Annotated in this window: 13 protein-coding genes and 1 pseudogene; 3 read left to right on the top strand and 11 right to left on the bottom strand. The window is 64.8% G+C overall.

Annotated features, from left to right (window positions below):
- The first annotated feature begins 60 nt into the window (after window positions 1–60).
- The 3 genes from P5705_RS23530 (at window position 61) to P5705_RS23540 (ending at window position 2,452) form a co-directional block, all read left to right on the top strand.
- On the top strand, window positions 61–600 hold the full coding sequence (locus P5705_RS23530) for a gluconokinase (protein WP_277463281.1): 540 nt from the start codon (window positions 61–63) through the stop codon (window positions 598–600).
- A 103-nt stretch (window positions 601–703) separates the two neighbouring features.
- Entirely contained in the window at window positions 704–2,056 is a 1,353-nt protein-coding gene (locus tag P5705_RS23535) for a GntP family permease (protein ID WP_277463283.1), read from the top strand.
- 108 nt (window positions 2,057–2,164) lie between these two features.
- Window positions 2,165–2,452 (top strand): hypothetical protein, encoded by a 288-nt coding sequence (locus tag P5705_RS23540; RefSeq protein ID WP_277463284.1) that lies wholly within the window; start codon window positions 2,165–2,167, stop codon window positions 2,450–2,452.
- Between the two features lie 198 nt (window positions 2,453–2,650).
- Here the strand turns inward: P5705_RS23540 and P5705_RS23545 are convergent, their stop codons facing one another.
- The 11 genes and pseudogenes from P5705_RS23545 to tssD all read right to left on the bottom strand — a co-directional run.
- The gene (locus P5705_RS23545; protein ID WP_277463285.1) at window positions 2,651–4,078 is read right to left on the bottom strand and encodes a sigma-54-dependent transcriptional regulator; all 1,428 of its coding nucleotides are present in this window, start codon (window positions 4,076–4,078) and stop codon (window positions 2,651–2,653) included.
- The gene (locus P5705_RS23550) at window positions 4,047–5,540 is read right to left on the bottom strand and encodes a sensor histidine kinase (RefSeq protein ID WP_277463286.1); all 1,494 of its coding nucleotides are present in this window, start codon (window positions 5,538–5,540) and stop codon (window positions 4,047–4,049) included. Before P5705_RS23550 ends, P5705_RS23545 begins: the two co-directional genes overlap by 32 nt.
- A 261-nt stretch (window positions 5,541–5,801) precedes the next feature.
- The gene (locus tag P5705_RS23555; RefSeq protein ID WP_277463287.1) at window positions 5,802–7,250 is read right to left on the bottom strand and encodes a sensor histidine kinase; all 1,449 of its coding nucleotides are present in this window, start codon (window positions 7,248–7,250) and stop codon (window positions 5,802–5,804) included.
- Window positions 7,251–7,338: 88 nt separating this feature from the next.
- Window positions 7,339–10,419 (bottom strand): error-prone DNA polymerase, encoded by a 3,081-nt coding sequence (locus tag P5705_RS23560; protein ID WP_277463289.1) that lies wholly within the window; start codon window positions 10,417–10,419, stop codon window positions 7,339–7,341.
- A complete protein-coding gene (locus tag P5705_RS23565) occupies window positions 10,416–11,834 on the bottom strand; it encodes a Y-family DNA polymerase (RefSeq protein WP_277463290.1) in 1,419 nt (472 codons plus the stop codon). Before P5705_RS23565 ends, P5705_RS23560 begins: the two co-directional genes overlap by 4 nt.
- A 6-nt stretch (window positions 11,835–11,840) precedes the next feature.
- Window positions 11,841–11,999: pseudogene (locus P5705_RS23570) on the bottom strand (translesion DNA synthesis-associated protein ImuA); the annotation flags it as partial.
- 3 nt (window positions 12,000–12,002) lie between these two features.
- Window positions 12,003–12,623 carry a translesion DNA synthesis-associated protein ImuA gene (gene imuA / locus P5705_RS23575; protein ID WP_277463291.1) on the bottom strand — a complete coding sequence of 207 codons (621 nt, stop codon included), beginning with the start codon at window positions 12,621–12,623 and terminating at the stop codon, window positions 12,003–12,005.
- The gene (gene lexA / locus P5705_RS23580) at window positions 12,623–13,225 is read right to left on the bottom strand and encodes a transcriptional repressor LexA (protein WP_277463292.1); all 603 of its coding nucleotides are present in this window, start codon (window positions 13,223–13,225) and stop codon (window positions 12,623–12,625) included. Before lexA ends, imuA begins: the two co-directional genes overlap by 1 nt.
- 278 nt (window positions 13,226–13,503) lie before the next feature.
- A complete protein-coding gene (locus tag P5705_RS23585; RefSeq protein ID WP_277463293.1) occupies window positions 13,504–13,884 on the bottom strand; it encodes a hypothetical protein in 381 nt (126 codons plus the stop codon).
- Between the two features lie 926 nt (window positions 13,885–14,810).
- Window positions 14,811–15,524 (bottom strand): DUF4225 domain-containing protein, encoded by a 714-nt coding sequence (locus P5705_RS23590; RefSeq protein ID WP_277463294.1) that lies wholly within the window; start codon window positions 15,522–15,524, stop codon window positions 14,811–14,813.
- Window positions 15,521–15,753, bottom strand: a 233-nt coding sequence (gene tssD / locus P5705_RS23595) for a type VI secretion system tube protein TssD (protein ID WP_277463295.1), incomplete at its 5' end; no start/stop codon positions are given. The genes tssD and P5705_RS23590, both read right to left, overlap by 4 nt.

Raw genomic sequence — 15,753 nt, forward strand, 5'->3', positions numbered from 1 at the left:
GCTGGCGGGCTTGATCCGTCGTCACCAAGACAGCGCTATCTCACCCAGCAGGAGGTACAGATGAACCCTTCCCTGTCCGCACTTGTGGTCATGGGCGTGGCTGGTTGCGGCAAGAGCTCGATCGGTGCCGCCATCGCCGCCCATAGCGGCGGCCGCCTGATCGAAGGCGATGCCTTCCACCCCGCCGAGAACATCCGCAAGATGAGTGCCGGCATCCCCCTGGACGACAATGACCGTGCTGGCTGGCTGGTACGCCTGGGCGAGGAGCTGCAGGCCACCATCGCTGCCGGTGAACGCCCCATCCTGACCTGCTCGGCGCTCAAGCGCCGCTACCGCGACACGTTGCGTACTGCCGTGCCGACCCTGGGCTTCGTGTTCCTCGAACTCACGCCCCAGGAAGCGGAGAAACGCGTGCTCGCCCGCCCCGGCCATTTCATGCCCGCCAGCCTGATCGAAAGCCAGTTCGCGGCATTGGAGGCCCCGCATGGTGAGCCGCTGACCCTGGCCCTGGACGCCACCCGCCCGGTCGCGGCCCTGGCCGAGTCCGTGGATGCCTGGCTAAAGCCTTGCGGTGAGCGGCCCCTGGCGCGAACCGCCTGACCCGGTGGTTTTCCGGCTCACCAAAGACAGCGCTGTCTTAACGACTGATCTCATTTGACGCTGCACACCAAAACAACAACGACAAGACCGAGGCTTACGAACCATGTTCGGACTGGCTACTGATACCTTCCTGCTGCTCGACGCGATGGTCACCATCGTCGGGCTGATCCTGCTGATCACCCATTTCAAGGTCCACCCCTTCGTTGCCCTCACCCTGGCCGCGGGCTTTCTCGGCCTGACCTCCGGCATGCCGGTGGCCAAGGTGATGAAGTCGTTCCAGGATGGTTTCGGCGGCGTGCTCGGCTTCGTCGGCATCGTCCTCGCCCTGGGCACCATGCTCGGCAAGCTGATGGCCGACTCCGGCGGCGCCGACCAGATCGCCCAGACGCTGATCCGTGCCTTCGGCAAACAGAAAGTGCACTGGGCCATGATGTTCGCCGCCTTCCTGGTGGGCATCCCGCTGTTCTTCGAGATCGGCTTCGTGCTGCTGATCCCGCTGGTGTTCATCGTCGCCCGCCGTTCCGGCGTGTCGCTGGTGAAGATCGGCATCCCGCTGCTGGCCGGGCTGTCCGTGGTGCACGGCCTGGTACCGCCGCACCCGGGCCCGCTGCTGGCCATCGGCATCTTCCACGCCGACATCGGCAAGACCATCTTCTACGGCCTGCTGGTGGCCCTGCCCACCGCGGTGATCGCCGGCCCCCTGTTCGGTAATTTCATCTCGCGCTACATCCCCGGCAACCCGTCACAGGAGCTGATGGACCAGATCGCCCGCGAGTCGAACCAGAACAACCTGCCCAGCTTCAGCGTGACCCTGCTCACCGTGCTGCTGCCGGTGGCGCTGATGCTGCTCAAGACCTTCGCCGATGTGGTGCTGCCGGCCGAGCATATCGTCCGCCAGTGGATGGACCTGATCGGCCACCCGATCACCGCCCTGCTCGCCGCCCTGCTGCTGGCCTTCTACACCTTCGGCTCGGCCCGCGGCTTCAACCGCCAGCAGATCATGAAGATGCTCGACCAGAGCCTGGCCCCCACTGCTGCGATCGTGCTGATCGTCGGTGCCGGTGGTGGCTTCAAGCAGATGCTGGTGGACACCGGCGTGGGCAACGTGATCGGGCAGATGGCGGTGCAGGCAGAGATCTCGCCGATCCTGCTGGCCTGGCTGGTGGCGGCGGTGATCCGTATCGCCACCGGTTCCGCCACCGTGGCCACCATCACCGGCGCCGGCATCGTCGCCCCGGTGATCGACCTGGTCCCCGGCGTGAACCGCGAGCTGCTGGTGCTGGCCACCGGCGCCGGCTCGCTGATCCTGTCCCACGTCAACGACGCCGGGTTCTGGCTGGTCAAGCAGTACTTCAACATGACCGTGGCCGAAACCTTCAAGACCTGGAGCATGATGGAGACCATTCTCTCGGTGGTCGGCATCATCTTCATCATGTTGCTGTCGATGGTGGTCTGACCGTCCATCGGGGTGATCGCACCTTGTCGACATGGATGTGGCCCAAACGAGAACGAGGCCCTGCGCTGGCAGGGCCTTTTTCTTGCCGTTGCACAGGAGCCTGCCCCGATGAAACCTTACTTCCTGCTGGCCGCCCTGCTCGCGTCCCCGCTGGCCCTGGCGGTCGGTACCGGCACCACCTACCCGGACGACCCCCACAGCCCGGCGCCGCAGCCCGGTGTCGACAGCACCCTCAACCCCATCGAGAAGCCCATGCCGCGGGATACCGACCCACGGATCCAGGGCAGCGACCCGGACAGCCCGGCGGCGCGGCAGAACGATGAGCGTGACTTGCCGGGGACGGGTGACAGCGGCTCGGAGGGGATGGGGCGCGAGGGAGGAAGCAACAAGCCCTGAAAGGCGTTGTGATACCACTGTCTTGCTGGGTATTCGGGATACGCCTGCCCCTGTAGGAGCGGCCTTGTGCCGCGAAAGGGGCGCGCAGCGACCCCAGGATTCCAGCAGCGATGCAGAGCATGTTGGGGCCGCTTTGCGGCCCTTTCGCGGCACAAGGCCGCTCCTACAGAGATCGCGTGAAGCTGAGGGGTGACGACCTCACCACTGGCGCTTGTCCGGCCGCGTCAGCCCAAGCTTCTCGATCTTGTAGCGCAGCATATCCCGCGACAACCCCAGCAAGCGTGCCGACTTGGTGACGTTCCAGTCGGTGCGGTCGAGGGTACGGCAGACCATGTCGCGTTCCATGTCCGGCAGGCTGCCGGTCGCCTCCGGCTCATGGCGCGGGAGGTCGAATACAGGTATCGGCGCAGGCTGGGCCAGCGGCTCATCCACCAAGGCCATGCACAGGTTCAACTGATGCGCGCCGATCACCTCGCTGGGCGCCAGCAGCACGGTCTGCTCGAGCATGTTGCGCAATTCGCGCACATTGCCCGGCCAGCTGTAACCCAGCATCAGGGCCTGCGCCTCGGCGGAGAAGCGCAGGCCCGGCTTGCCATAGCGCCGGCCATGGTGGGCGAGGAAATGCCGCGCCAGGCGCAGGATGTCCTCACCCCGGGCATACAGCCGCGGCACTTTCAGGGCGATGATACGCAGGCGGAAAAACAGGTCGCGGCGGAACTTGCCCTGCTGCACCATCTGCTCCAGGTTGCAGTTGGTCGCGCTGATCACCCGCAGGTCGACCTTGCGCTCCTTCACCGCGCCGATACGACGGATGCTGCGATCTTCCAGGAGCTTGAGCAACTTGGCCTGGAGCACCAGGTCCATCTCGCCGATCTCGTCGAGGAACAACGTGCCGCCGTCCGCCGCCTCCACCAACCCAACGCGGCGCTCCTTGGCATCGGTGAACGCGCCCTTCTCATGACCGAACAATTCCGCCTCGAGCAGGTTGGCCGGGATCGACGCGCAGTTGAACTCGATGAACGGCCCCTTGGCGCGGCAGCCGTCGAAATGCAGGGCCCGCGCCACCAGCTCCTTGCCAGTGCCGGTCTCGCCCTCCACCAGCACCGGTGGCAGGTCGTCGCTGGCCATGCGCCGCTCGGCATCGAGCAGCTGGCGCAGGGTGTGCTTGAGGTCGAGCATGGCCGGCGACTCGCCGATCAGCGCCTGCAGGCCGGACTTCTGCGCCTCGCGCTCCTGGTAGAACGACAGTGTGCGCTCCATGCGCTCGGTGGCCAGGGCCTTGTCCAGCATCAGCTTGAGCTCGGCCAGCACCACCGGTTTGGTGAGGTAGTGGAAAGCCCCCTCCTTCATGGCCTGCACCGCGTCCTCGACGTTGCCGTAGCCGGTCATCATGATCACCTTGAGCTCCGGCGCCTGGGCGACCAAGGTTCGCAGCAGGTCGTGCCCACTCATGCCGGGCAACGAGTTGTCGGTGAGCACGGCGTCGGGCCGGGCCCGCTGGATCTGCTCCAGGGCAAGCTCGGCACTGCAACACACCGTGACCTCGAAGCCCTTGAGGCTCAGGTAGGTGCGAATGTTGTCGGCAAGGATGTCGTCATCCTCGACCACCAGGATGCTGTGTTCCATGGTCCCCTCCCGCTGCAATATTGAAAGTCAGGCTGACGCGGGTTCCTTCCTCGATGCGGCTGCTCAGTTCGACCGAGCCGCCAAAGCGTTCCATGATGCGTTTGACCAGGGCCAGGCCCACACCCAGGCCGCCCTGCTTGGTGGTAAAGAACGGCTTGAACACCATGCGCCGCTGCTGCTCGGTCATGCCCTGGCCGGTGTCGCTGAGCACCAGTTGCGCCTGCCCGTTCTCCAGCAATTGCACCTCGGCGCACAGCTGCCCACCGCTGGGCATGGCCTCCAGGGCATTGGCGAACAGGCTGTTGAGGATCTGGGTCAGTTGCAGTGGCTGGCTGGCGACCCACTGTTCGGCAGGCCCCAGCAGCCTGAACCGCACGGCATTGCGCTCGATCTGCTGGGCGAAGGCCTGGCGTGTGTCCTCGAGGGCGGCCATCAGGTCCACCGCCTCCGGCTCGTCGCTGACCGGGCGCAGCGATACCAGCAGGTCGCGCACCCAACGCGACATTCGGTCGACCTGGGTGATGATGTCGGTGATGTTGCGCAGCGCCTGCGGGCTGGCGATATCCTGTGCAAGCTCGGCGCTGGAGCGGATGTTGGCCAGCGGGTTGCGCAGGCTATGGGCCACCGCCGAGGACATCTCGCCCAGGGCGGCATAGGTTTCGCTGGCCACCAGGCGGTCCTGCTGGTGGTGCAGCATGCTGGCGGCGCGGCGCACGATCCAGAACAGCCCGAAGTAGATCAATGCACCGCCCACCAGGGTGGAGGCCCAGATCAGCACGTAGCCACGCTGGATGCGCCGCACCAGGTCCTGGGGCTCCTTGTAGATCTCGACCATCGCCAGCACCCGCTCACCCTGGCTATCGAACAACGGGATGTAGTTCTCGATGAACAGGTGCCGGGGTTCACGCTGGAACTTCTGCTCCTCGCGGTCTTCATCGGCCTTGTGGTAGCTGGCCGAAACGGCCTTGCGCGAGCCGAAGGCGTACTCGAGATCGTCGTCCTGGTCGATGTGCTTGCCAATCAACTGCGGGTTGGTCGACCAGACCACGGTGCGATCGCGGGCATAGACATTGGCCAGCAGCGTGTCGGGCAGGTGCTCCACATGGTCGAGGAACTCCACCCGGGTCGACTCCGCCAACGGGGCGCCGAACTGCAGGTGTTGCTGGTCCAGCCGAGGGTCGATCAGCTCGCCCATGGTGGTGCCTGGCGGCAGCTGAGAGTGACGGACCTCGGCCTGGGCCATGGCCTGGATGAACTGGGCGGTCAACATCGCGTCGCGCTCGACGCTGTCGCGCACCACGAAGCGGGTCGACACATAGCCCAGGCCACCGGCCACCGACGCGATGATCAACAGGCTGACCAGGGAGAACCAGCGCAGCAGGTTGAATTCGTGCAACGGCACGGCCCCCCCAGCGGAGGGGCCACGGGTGCTATCAGGGGTTTCGTTCTCCAGCGTCTGCATAGCTTCGTTCCCGCCTGGACGCCTGTTCGGGGCCACCCGCGCCAATGAGGTGGCAGTGGCGACCCCTGACGGCACTGCCGCGTGGGGTCACTGCTACATGGCAGCAAAAAATCAGCCAAAAACAATTTTTCTATAAAAAACAGATATTTACTTGATTTTATTCATTTTATTTATAGGTAACTCCCCACATCCGGGGAAATACCATAATTAGATAAAATCGTTAAAAATCATATAGTTACGATGCAAACCGTATAACTCATATCACCCAGAATCCAACCTGAAACTTAGCGACACCCGGGTACCGGAACCGGGATAGCTGCTCAAACGCACCGAACCACCGAAGCGCTCCATGATCCGCTTGACCAACATCAGCCCCACCCCCAAGCCACCTTGCTTGGTGGAAAAGAACGGTCGGAAGGCCATGCGCTGCTGCTGTTCGCTCATCCCCTTGCCGGTATCGGAAAGGCGCAAGGTCAGGTTGCGTCGATCCCGCCGAATCACTTCGACACGCAGCTCGCCGCCCTGGCCCATCGACTCCAGGGCATTGGCGATGAGGCTGTTGAAGATCTGCACAAGCAGCGCGGGCTGTCCCAATACGCGCACGCCAGGCAGTTCAGGCAAGTGCACCTGTACCCTCCCCCTGCTCAGGGGCGCGGCGAAGGCCTGGAAGCTTTCCTGCAACACCTGCCCCAGGTCCACCGCTTCCGCTTCGTCATTGAGTGGGCGCAGCGACTGCAGCAGCTCCCGCACCCACTGCGACATGCGGTCGACCTGGCTGATGATGTCGTTGACATGGCGCTGCGCCGGCCCCTCGTCGAAGGCCTGGGCCAGTTCGGCGCTGGAACGGATGCTCGCCAACGGATTGCGCAGGCTGTGGGCCACCGCCGACGACACCTCGCCCAGCGCCACGAAGGTTTCATTACCGATCAGCCGCTTCTGCTGCACCGCCATGATCCGCGCGGCCCGGCGCATGATGCCGTACAGCCCGACGTAGACCATGCCGGCCCCCACAGTGATGGCCAGCCAGATCAGTATCAGGCCATGCTCGATACGCACGATCAGGTCGTGGGGCTCCTTGTAGATTTCCACCATGGCCGTGACCTGCGCGCCGTCGGCGTCGAACAGCGGGATGTAGTTCTCGATGAACAGCTTCTCCGGCGGCGTGATGAACTTCTGCTCGCTGCGCACCTGGTCGAAATCGTGATAGCTGGCCGACACGCGCATCTTGTATTCGAAGGCCTGGTCGAGGTCGTCGTCGGCGTTTATCAGCTTGCCGATCAGCGCCGGGTTGCTCGACCAGATCACCGTGCGGTCAGGCGAGTAGATATTGGCCAGGAGCATGTCCGGCAGATGGGCGATATGGTCAAGGAACTCGCCCCTGGCCTTGCGCCGGGCCTCGGGGTCGACGTCCGGCAATGCCTGGTCGAGGCGCGGGTCGAGCAACTCGCCCATGGTGCGCACATTGGGGATCGACACGTGGCGCACTTCGGCGTCGGCGATGGAGGTGATGAACTGGGCGGTGAGCAACGCATCGCGCTCGACGCTCTCGTCGATGATGAAGCGGCTGGAGATCAGCCCCAGCCCCACGGCCACCGAAACGATGAACGCCAGGCTGACCCAGGCGTACCAGCGCAACAGGTCGAACGGCCGCCGCGCCGCGCTGGGTTCGGCGGCGGGCGTCAGTGTGTCGGGACGAGGGGCGAGGTCCATGGCGGGCTCCGCGGCTGGGCACCATCTACAGGTTATAGCCCAGAGTTGGGGAAAACTGGGGGAAGCCTGTCGCTTCGCCCCTTCTGGCTCAGTGAAAATCGCGGCTGCGCACCGCCAGCCCCTGCAGCAACGGGCTGATATCCTCCAGCCGCCGGGCAATCAGGTGGCGCACGCCACTTTCCTGCTCCAGCCGCCCGCTGACCTTGAGCAACCGCGCCCCTACCAGCGCCCGCCGCTGGCGCTCGGCCAGGTCGCGCCACACCACCACATTGACCATGCCGTGCTCATCCTCGAGGGTGACGAAGGTCACACCGCTGGCCGTCTGCGGCCGCTGGCGCCCGACCACCAGCCCGGCCACGGCGATGTTGTCGCCGTCTTCGACACCCGCCAGTTCCCCTGAGCTGCGACAGCCCAGTGCGCGCAGGCGCGAACGCAGCAGGGCCAGCGGGTGGGGGCCGAGGGTGGTGCCCAGGGTGTCGTAGTCGGCATGCAGGTCCTGCGCCACGCTGGGTGCCGGCAACCTCACCGCAAGTTCCGGGGCCGGCTCGACCTGGGCGAACAACGGCAGCTGCGCCTGCACCGCCGCCACCTGCCAGCGCGCCTGGTGGCGGTTGCCGGCCAGCGCCCGCAGCGCCCCGGCATCGGCCAGGCGCCCGCGGGCGCGGCTGTCGAGCTCGACCCGCAGGCACAGGTCCTCGACATCGCGCCAGGGCCGCTGCGCCCGCGCCTGCTCCAGGCGTCGGGCATCCGCTTCGCCGAAGCCCCGCACCTGGCGCAAGCCCAGGCGGATGGCCAGCTCGCCCTCGCCCACCGGCTCCAGGGTGCAGTCCCAGTCACTGTGCAACACATCCACCGGGCGCACCTCGATGCCCTGCCGGCGCGCCTCCTGCAACAACTGGTCGGGGCTGTAGAAACCCATGGGCCAGCTGTTGACCAGTGCGCAGGTGAAGATCGCCGGCTGATGGCATTTCAGCCAACTGCTGGCATAGCACAGCAGGGCGAAGCTGGCGGCGTGGGACTCGGGGAAACCGTAGCTGCCGAAGCCTTTGATCTGCTCGAAGATGCGCTCGGCAAAAGCCAGCTCGTAACCGTTGCGCAGCATGCCCGAGACCAGCCGTTGCCGATGCGGTTCAAGACCACCATGGCGTTTCCAGGCGGCCATGCTGCGGCGCAGTTGATCAGCCTCGCCGGGGGTGTAGTCGGCGGCGACCATGGCCAGCTCCATCACCTGCTCCTGGAACAGCGGCACACCCAAGGTGCGCTGGAACACCTCCCGGAGCTTTTCCGACGGGTAGGTCACCGGCTCCTGCCTGAGGCGACGACGTAGATACGGGTGGACCATGTCGCCCTGGATCGGCCCCGGGCGCACGATCGCCACCTCGATCACCAGGTCGTAGAAGTTCTCCGGGCGCAACCTGGGCAGCATGGCCATCTGCGCCCGCGACTCGATCTGGAACACCCCCATGGTCTCGGCGCGGCCAATCATCGCGTAGGTGGCCGGATCGTCCGCTGGGATCGTGGCGAGCGTGAGTTCAAGCCCCCGATGCCGGTACAGCAGGTCGAAACAACGCCGCAGGGCACTGAGCATGCCGAGGGCAAGCACGTCGACCTTGAGCAGGCCGACCATGTCCAGGTCGTCCTTGTCCCACTGGATCACCGTGCGCGCCTCCATCGTCGCGTTCTCCACCGGTACCAGCTGGTCGAGAGGCTGCTCGCTGATGACGAAGCCACCAGGGTGCTGCGACAGGTGCCGGGGGAAACCGATCAGCTCGCCGGCCAGCACCAGGATGCGCCGCAACGACGGGCTCTGCCCATCGAAGCCGGCCTCGGCCAGGCGTTCATTGTCGGGGATGCGGTCGCTCCAGCGCCCGCAGCACTTGGCCAGGGCGTCTACCTGGTCGGCCGGCAGCCCCAGCGCCCGCGCCACGTCGCGCACCGCGCCGGCGGCGTGGTAGCTGCTGACCACGGCGGTGAGCGCGGCGCGGTGCCGGCCATAGCGGCTGAACACGTACTGGATCACTTCTTCGCGGCGGTCATGCTCGAAGTCCACGTCGATGTCCGGCGGCTCGTTGCGCTCGCGGGACAGGAAGCGCTCGAACAGCAGGCGGTGCACCATGGGGTCGAGTTCGGTGATGCCCAGCACGAAGCACACCACCGAGTTGGCCGCCGACCCCCGCCCCTGGCACAGGATGCGCTGGCGGCGGGCGAACGCGACGATGTCGTGGACGGTGAGGAAGTAGCTTTCGTAGCCCAGTTCCTCGATCAGTGCCAGCTCCTTTTCCAGCACCTCGCGCACCTTGTCGCTCGGGCCATCGGGCCAGCGCCCGGGCAGGCCTTGCTCGCACAGCGTCCTCAGCCAGTTGGCGGGGCTGTGCCCTTCCGGTACCAGCTCGCGGGGATACTGGTATTTCAGTTGTGAGAGATCGAAGGTGCACAGTCGAGCGACATTCAGCGTCTCATCCAGCAATGGCGCGGGGTACAACTCCCGTAACTGGTCGAGCGGGCGCAGGTGGCGTTCGCCGTTGGCGAACAGCAAGCCACCCGCCTCGGCCACGCTGCAATGGGCGCGGATGGCAGTCATGCAATCCTGCAGGGCGCGGCGGCCACGGGCATGCATGTGCACATCGCCGCAGGCCACCAGCGGCACGTCGAGACACAGGCCCTGCCCGCGCAGCCACGCCAGCCGGGCCTGGTCGTCGGCACCACGGTGCAGGTGCGCCGCCAGCCACAGGCGCTCGCCGAACAGCGCGCGCAACCATGGGCCGGACTCCGACGGTTCGTCAGGGCCCGCGACCCATAATGCCATCAGGCCCTGGTGATGGGCTTCGAGGTCCTCGCCGAGCAACTGGTAGCTGCCCTTGCGTGCCCGGCGCCGGGCGCGGGTGATCAGGGCACAGAGGTTCTGGTAGCCGCGCAGGTCTTGCACCAGCAGCACCAGTTTGGGCCCCTGGTGCACCTGCACCTCACTGCCGATGATCAGCCGCAACTCATGCGCCTTGGCGGCCTGCCAGGCCCGGACGATACCGGCCAGCGTGCACTCGTCGGTGATCGCCAGGGCCTGGTAGCCCTGCTCGCGGGCCCGTCGGAACAGTTCGTCGGCGCTGGAGGCGCCGCGCTGGAAACTGAAATTCGACAGGCAGTGCAGCTCGGCATAGCCTGGCGTGTTCATGCGAACCAGCCCTGCAACCACAGCGGCCCGGGCTGGGCCAGGTCGCGGTAGGCCCAGCCGCGCAGGCCGTCGCGGGTCTCGATGCGGTAGTAGTCGCGGCGCACATCGCCACCGTCCCACCAGCCGGACTCGATGCGCTCGGCATTGCCGAGCAGGCGCAGGCCGGCTTCAGACAAGGCCCGTGGCTCCGCCAACAACCAGCCAGGGCGACTGCCCGGGGCGATGACCAAACGGCCCACGCCTTCCTGCCAGGTTCCTTGCCAGGCACACTCCGGGCGATGATCGGCTGCGGCGCGCAGGCCCTTCACTGCCTCGTCGCCCAAGCGCGCCCGCAACCGCTCGCGCAACTGCTCCCAGGGTTGGGCCTGCTGGGCACGCGGGTCGAACAGGACCCGGTGCTGGGGCACGAAGGCCGGCAGGTCCGCGGCGACCAGGCGCAGGTTGCGCACGGGAGCCGGGATGCGCAGCGGCTCCAGCCGCCCCCGGGCCAGTTCGAAGAGCATCGCCGCGTCGCGCTCGGCGGTCAGCAGGCCGACCATGAGCCGCGTGTCCGGGCCTTCAGCGTGCTCCAGGTGCAGCTCGAAACGCTGCACGCCACAATCCCGCCCGGCCAGGAAGGCGGCCAGGTCGGTGACCAGGCGGCGCAGGGGGAACAACAGCGCCTGGTGTGATTCGACATCGAAGTTCAGCTCCAGCCGCGCCTCGAAACGGTCGGGCGGCTGATAAAAGCCCAGCCCCAGTGAGCGTAGGCCGAGCAACTGGTCCAGGTGCACCTGCACCTGGGCGCTGAAGCGCCTGGCCAGCGCTTCGCGTGGCAGCGCGACCACCTCCCCCAGACGCCGCAGGCCCATGCGCGCCAGCGTGGTGCTGGCCTCCGGCGGCAGGCCAGCACGGTCGATGGGCAAGTTCGACACGGCGGCGCGGGTCTCGTCAGGGCTGGCCACGGCCAGGCCGTCATGGACGTTGGCGAGCATGCGCGCGGCCACCGGATTGCTGGCCAGCACGATGCGCTGACGCAACCCCAAGGCGGCCAGTTCCTGGCGCAACTGCGCCTCGAACAGCGGCCAGGGCCCGAACAGCTGCAAGCTCGAGCCTACTTCCAGCAACAGTGCGCGAGGGTAATGCAGGCTGACCTGGGCGCTGAAGCGGTAGGCCCAGGCGGCCAACAACTGTTGCAGCTGCTCGATACGCGCCGGCTCGACTTCGACGCAGGTGAAGCCATCGGCCAGGGCACGGGCTGCGGTCAGGGTCTGCCCGGCACGCAGGCCCAGCTGGCTGGCGGCCGGGTTGACCGCACGCAGCACGCGGCGCTGGGCCGGCCCGTCGATCAATACCAGCGCTGTGTCGGGGTCGTCACGCTCGCGCAGGACGGTGTCCAGCGCCAGCTGCGGCAGCAGGATGCAGGCCCAGAGCATGGTGCATCAGCCCCGCCCCGGGCAGGCGATGGGCGTGGCGGGTGGCAGGCCGCCACGGCACTTGAGCACCCGCCACTGCGCCGGGCGGGGGTCGATGGCGATGCGCAGGGCAGCCGGCGACGGGTTGAGCGCGGCCTGTTGCGTGCGGCAGGCAAACGCCAGGGCCTNTCAGCCCCGCCCCGGGCAGGCGATGGGCGTGGCGGGTGGCAGGCCGCCACGGCACTTGAGCACCCGCCACTGCGCCGGGCGGGTGTCGATGGCGATGCGCAGGGCAGCCGGCGACGGGTTGAGCGCGGCCTGTTGCGTGCGGCAGGCAAACGCCAGGGCCTCGCCGGTTTCCGCCGCCACCTGCAGGCGCCGCAGCGCACGGTCGTCGGCGCGCTCCGGCCAGCACAGCACGGCCGCGCAACTGCCCGAGCGCAGGCACTGCTCGGCCGCCCATAGGGCGTCGCCCGCCGTGGCGTCGACTTGGGCCATCCAGCGCAGGTCCACCCCCGCCGCCTGCCAGGCCGGCGCGAAGGGGATGAACGGTGGCGCCACCAGCACCACCCGCTCGCCCGCGCCGGTCAAGCGCGCCAGTGTCGGCCAGAGCAGTTGCAGCTCGCCGCAGCCCGGGCTGGCCAGCAACAGTTCGCTCAGCGCCGCCGCCGGCCAGCCGCCATCGGGCAGCCGCGCGTCCAGCGCCACATGCCCGGTGGGTTGCAGGCCGAGCGGGCGTGCCTGCGCTTGCCGACCACGCCAGACCTGACGCTGGTCGAGCAGGCGGTCGAGCTCGACCACCGCGCCCATCAGTCGCGCCTCAGCAGGCCGCAGAACACGCCTTCGATGAAGAAGTCGCGTTCGGGGCCCACGTCGATGGGTTGGTAGTGCGGGTTGCGCGGCAGCAGGCGGTAGCCCTCGCGGGTGCGCTGCAGGCGCTTGATGGTGACCTCACCGTCGAGCCGGGCGACGATGATCTGCCCGTCACGGGCATCGCCCTGCTGGCGGATACCGACCAGGTCGCCGTCGAAGATGCCGTCGTCGACCATCGAGTCGCCGCGCACCTTGAGCAGGTAGTCGGGGGTGCGTCGGAACAGGCTGGGGTCGAGCAGCAATTGCTCGTGGATGTCGAGGTCGGGGCCGATGGGGGCACCGGCGGCCACCTGGCCGAGCACCGGCAGTTCGAGTATTTCAGGCCGGCGCAGCGGCTCGGCCAGGCGGATGCCCCGCGCTTGATTGGGCGTGACATCGATATAGCCGGCCTGGCACAGGGCGGTGATGTGCTTGCGCGCCACACTGCGCGAGGCGAAACCGAAGCGCTCGGCGATGTCGGCCAGCGAAGGGGGCTGGGCCTGGTCGGTGATGCGCTCGCGGATGAAATCGAGGATGGCGCGGCGTTTTTTGCGAGACACTCTTTTTGCGAGACACTGGCCAGCCCCCTTCGTCGACCAGTGGCACTACAGTGAGCAGCACTAAAAACCAACGGTCGGTGAGTAAAAGTCACTATTGGGTTCAACTGAAAACTTCCGTCAACCCTCCGCCTAGCCCCATGAGTAGAAAACCCTCGCAATCTGACGAGTTACCCGATGCTGAGGCCCTGCCAGTGTGTAGGGTCGTTGGCCAAACGCCCCCCGGGACGACGGCGGATCACTACCAGCGCTCACCCTTCGCGTTGTAGTGGCGGGTATCCTTATTTGGATCGACTGCTCGAACGACCACCTCCACTGTAGGTGGTGTCCTGACCACCCAAGGTGTTGGCTTTGCTTCTGGAGCGGCGGCCATCGCTATAGGTGGTGTCCTGGCCACCGAAGGTGTTGGCCTTGCTTCTGGAGCGGCGGCCATCGCTATAGGAAGTGTCCTGGCCACCGTAAGTGTTGGCCTTGCTTCTGGAGCGGCGGCCATCGCTGTAGGTGGTGTCTTGACCGCCATAGATGTTGGTCCTGCTTCTGGAGGTGGTGCCGTCACTGTAACGGCAATCCTGGCCGCCGAGGTTATTGGACCGGCAGCTGTCGGCCAGGGCCAGGGGTGAAAGCAGAATCAGCGAGGCCAGCAGCGCGAACTTGAACTTCATGAATCTTCCTTGAGCAGATCAGACTGGGATAGGCATGGAGATCATGATGGCCGCATGCCATTAACCAGTATGCCATGCGACCATCTGCGCAGGTAGACAAACGGTGTTCACCTGCCGTTTCCCGAAGCTGTCCTGTTCCCGCCTACCCATCCTGGCGGACGAGGGGTTGTGGAATTTCCAAGCCACTCACCAAAAGAGAACGTGCTTCCGAGACAGGACACTAGTGTCTAGGGCCCTGCCTTTGCACAGGCACGGCATAACTATGCAAAACCATACCCAAAACACATAGCCAACCAACCACGGCGTTACCTTCCAACCAGTCAGGTCGATATCCTATGAAAAGAAAATAGGAGGACTGAACAACCCTAAGATAATAGCTAACAAAGAACACATTATATCCAACACACCCCCAGAACATCCATGAACCAAGCCGTCGACCAGAGAGCCTGAGTTTCATAACATAGGCCAGCACGATACCTATCACCACACAAAGCCCGAAGAGCAGAACGATCATTCCTTGTTCCATTCCGAGGCTAATAATTCAGCATTTTCTAAAGCCCCACCACTCATCTACAACAAGACTCAGGAAAACACCGCCGCCCCATAATCAGGTAGGAAACACTCACCTTTTTCTAAACCATCGTTTGGGCTCCCATTGCACGGGAAATGCAAAGCTGTGCATAAACATACCAATAATACACCACCACCCAACAGCAGGATTTTCATATCTAAAATCAGGCATATACCCAATAAACAACAGATAAGATCGCTCCATAATTCTCATATAGTAAGTTGAAAAAAAATATTAAAAATAACGCACGCCCAAAAAGTCAACCATCTGAAATTCGCTCCAGAAAACCTATACCTAAGCGCATACGCGACAGACACCCCTACAACCACGCAACATCCAAACAACCAGGAAATCATTAATTTTCCAACTCCACCCAGATCAACTCTCCATTCATAACGTTCACTCCAAGCTCAAAACCTATAAGTCCTGCCCCCATATTTTTGTACGCAGGAACCATATCAGATCTGATATACCTAAATAGCCTCCAAGCATTTCGACCAACAACGAGCGTAGTCAACCCAAAGCCAGACAACACTATATCTGCAGCGCCATATGCTACATTCCCATACGACGCCTTCCCTCCCAGCGCCATTGCTACTTCCTGATAACCTTTTCGAAGTGGACCGACCGTGTCGGTTCTTCCAGAAAAAATATTTTGGCCATTTTCATAAATTGCATTGATTCCATGCTGCACGAGTGCAATACCTCCCGTAGCACACGCGAACCCTGCGGTCAGCTTGCATACAGCGACACCGCCAGCAACCTGTAATACTCCGGCCGCCAGTCCTGCAACCAGTTTTGAATATTGAGAAAATTGCTCAGCCAGCTCGGCATACTCTTTCTTTATTTGAATCAGCCCTTGCTCCGGCGTTTTCCTCCCCGTCCGAACCTCCTCCACAATGCCCTTCCCGACATACGCCATCTCCTGCGTGAACTGCAGCCGCAACATCCCATCATCCAAACACCGCGCGGCCACCTCGCAGGCATACTGGGTCAGCCGGGCCGCCGCATGGCTCACTTCCCAGAAGTCGTCATCCCACGGGACGTCGTGCTCGCTGCGCGCCGTCATTCCTCACCCCAGGTCGCATAGCCAGTGGTCCCCGCCGCATGGTGCACCCAGGAAATCTCCCGATAGCGGATCGCCAGGTGCTCCTGCGGTTCCTGCTCGTTGAGCAGGACGGCATGGGGCATGGCCACGTTCTGCTGGACGATCAGCCCGCCGCCGAGCCTTACCGAGTAGTACCTTTCCTGCAGGCCCGCAGCACTGGTGCGGAAAAAGGTGAGGTCACACTCCACCC

It is taken from the genome of Pseudomonas entomophila (assembly GCF_029478665.1).
Taxonomy (GTDB): domain Bacteria; phylum Pseudomonadota; class Gammaproteobacteria; order Pseudomonadales; family Pseudomonadaceae; genus Aquipseudomonas; species Aquipseudomonas entomophila_F.